This window comes from Mesorhizobium sp. M7A.F.Ca.AU.002.02.1.1 (assembly GCF_003998535.1).
GTDB classification, from domain to species: Bacteria; Pseudomonadota; Alphaproteobacteria; order Rhizobiales; family Rhizobiaceae; genus Mesorhizobium; species Mesorhizobium ciceri.
This window is the reverse complement of record NZ_RZPB01001128.1, coordinates 1-1,428: the sequence shown is the minus strand read 5'-3', so window position 1 is coordinate 1,428 and position 1,428 is coordinate 1. Positions and strand designations below refer to the sequence as shown.

Sequence of the window (1,428 nt, the reverse complement as noted above, 5' to 3'; positions counted from 1 at the left end):
AGGCGATGCCGGTGAAAGTCTGGTTCAGATGCATCGACCGGTACTGTTCGCCATAGGTGCCGAAACCGATGACATTGTTGACCCGGTAGAGTTCCGAGATTTCGCGAAACACCTGCCGATTGCGTGCGTCCAGCCGGCGCAGCACGCAGTCGAAGCCGAGGATCATGTCGATACCGCCAAGCCTCTCCTCGACGTCGCGCAGGGCGGCGCGCGTCGATTCGACCATGTCCTTGGGCTGAGCGATCGACAGCACGACGCCATCGTCTATGGCGCAGAAGAACGACAGCGAGCCGTCGGCATGCATCTTCTGGATCGACCGGCAATAATATTGTCCGCCCACCTTCACCACCACGGGATGCGAGGCGAAGCTCAGTGGCGTCAGCATCTGCGCGACGATACCGACGGACGCGGCATATTCCTGCGCCGCATTGGTGGCGTTGAACTCGCGCACGATGCGGTGATCTGGATCGGAAGCCGTCACCACCAGTTTCTCATCGGTGGGAACGAAATTGTCGGTCTTGAAGACATGGAAGGGAATTTCGGTCGATATCAGCACGATGATGGCGCTGTCGGAGGTGACCTTGCCGTTCGAGATCAGGCGCGTCGTCTCGAATTTCAGATCGTCGCCGGCGGAGCCGCCAAGCAGCGGAATGTCATCGAGACCCCAGTGGATGGCTGAACTCACCGCTTCTTCGGCATAGGAGAGCCCGTCGATGAAGCAGAGCGCGAAAGTGCCTTTGGTCCGATCGCAACCGAGGCGCGCGCGCAGCGATCGCCGCAGGGTCTCGACCTCGCCGGTGATCCTGTCCATACCCGACGAGGACAGATTTTCGACCATCACGCTGACGGCGGTAAACGCGGGGGACGGAAGCAGCATGGCCAGCACATGACCATCCTCGAGACCTTGCGGCGTGATCTCGCCGGCAGTCGAGCAGCCGGCGTGGTGGAGCGCCGGCGCGTGGGTCATGAGCGCCTGGGAAAGGGCGCTGGCTTCGACCAGGCTCTGGGAAAAGAACAGCAGGGCAAAGCCCGCGTCGATGGCGGCTGCTTCCAGTGCGATCGCCTTGGCGAACGCCTCCATGTCGGGCTCGTCCGTGGTGAGCGCCGACAGGCCGCATGCATAGCGCGTCTGTGAATTGGCCAGCGATGTTCTCCGCATTTCCTCCGACGCTTTTTTGTGCGCGGCTGTTTTAAATGCTTCTGGCGCGCGGGCGTCGACCGACATTGTTGCCTTCAATCGGCGGTTTGGCAATGGGGCCACCGGCACCGCATGTTTGGGGGCGGCCATGACCGAAAGTACAATGTGCCGCGTTTGCGACGTGCTGTTTTTTGTCCGATGTGCGGTGTACCAATAACGCATGGCCGATGCGCCAACGCCGCGTTGGCAACGTGATGACCAAGGTTGATACCCAGGGAGGGACCATGTCG

General features: G+C 61.2%; 2 protein-coding genes. Both read right to left on the bottom strand.

The genetic code is table 11. From position 1 onward, the window contains the following. Positions 1–1,159 (bottom strand): FIST signal transduction protein (locus EN879_RS35740; protein ID WP_245493930.1); only part of this gene is annotated, 1,159 nt, incomplete at its 3' end. Between the two features lie 31 nt (positions 1,160–1,190). Then, the coding region (locus EN879_RS39580; protein ID WP_206521079.1) for a hypothetical protein at positions 1,191–1,428 on the bottom strand (238 nt) is incomplete at its 5' end.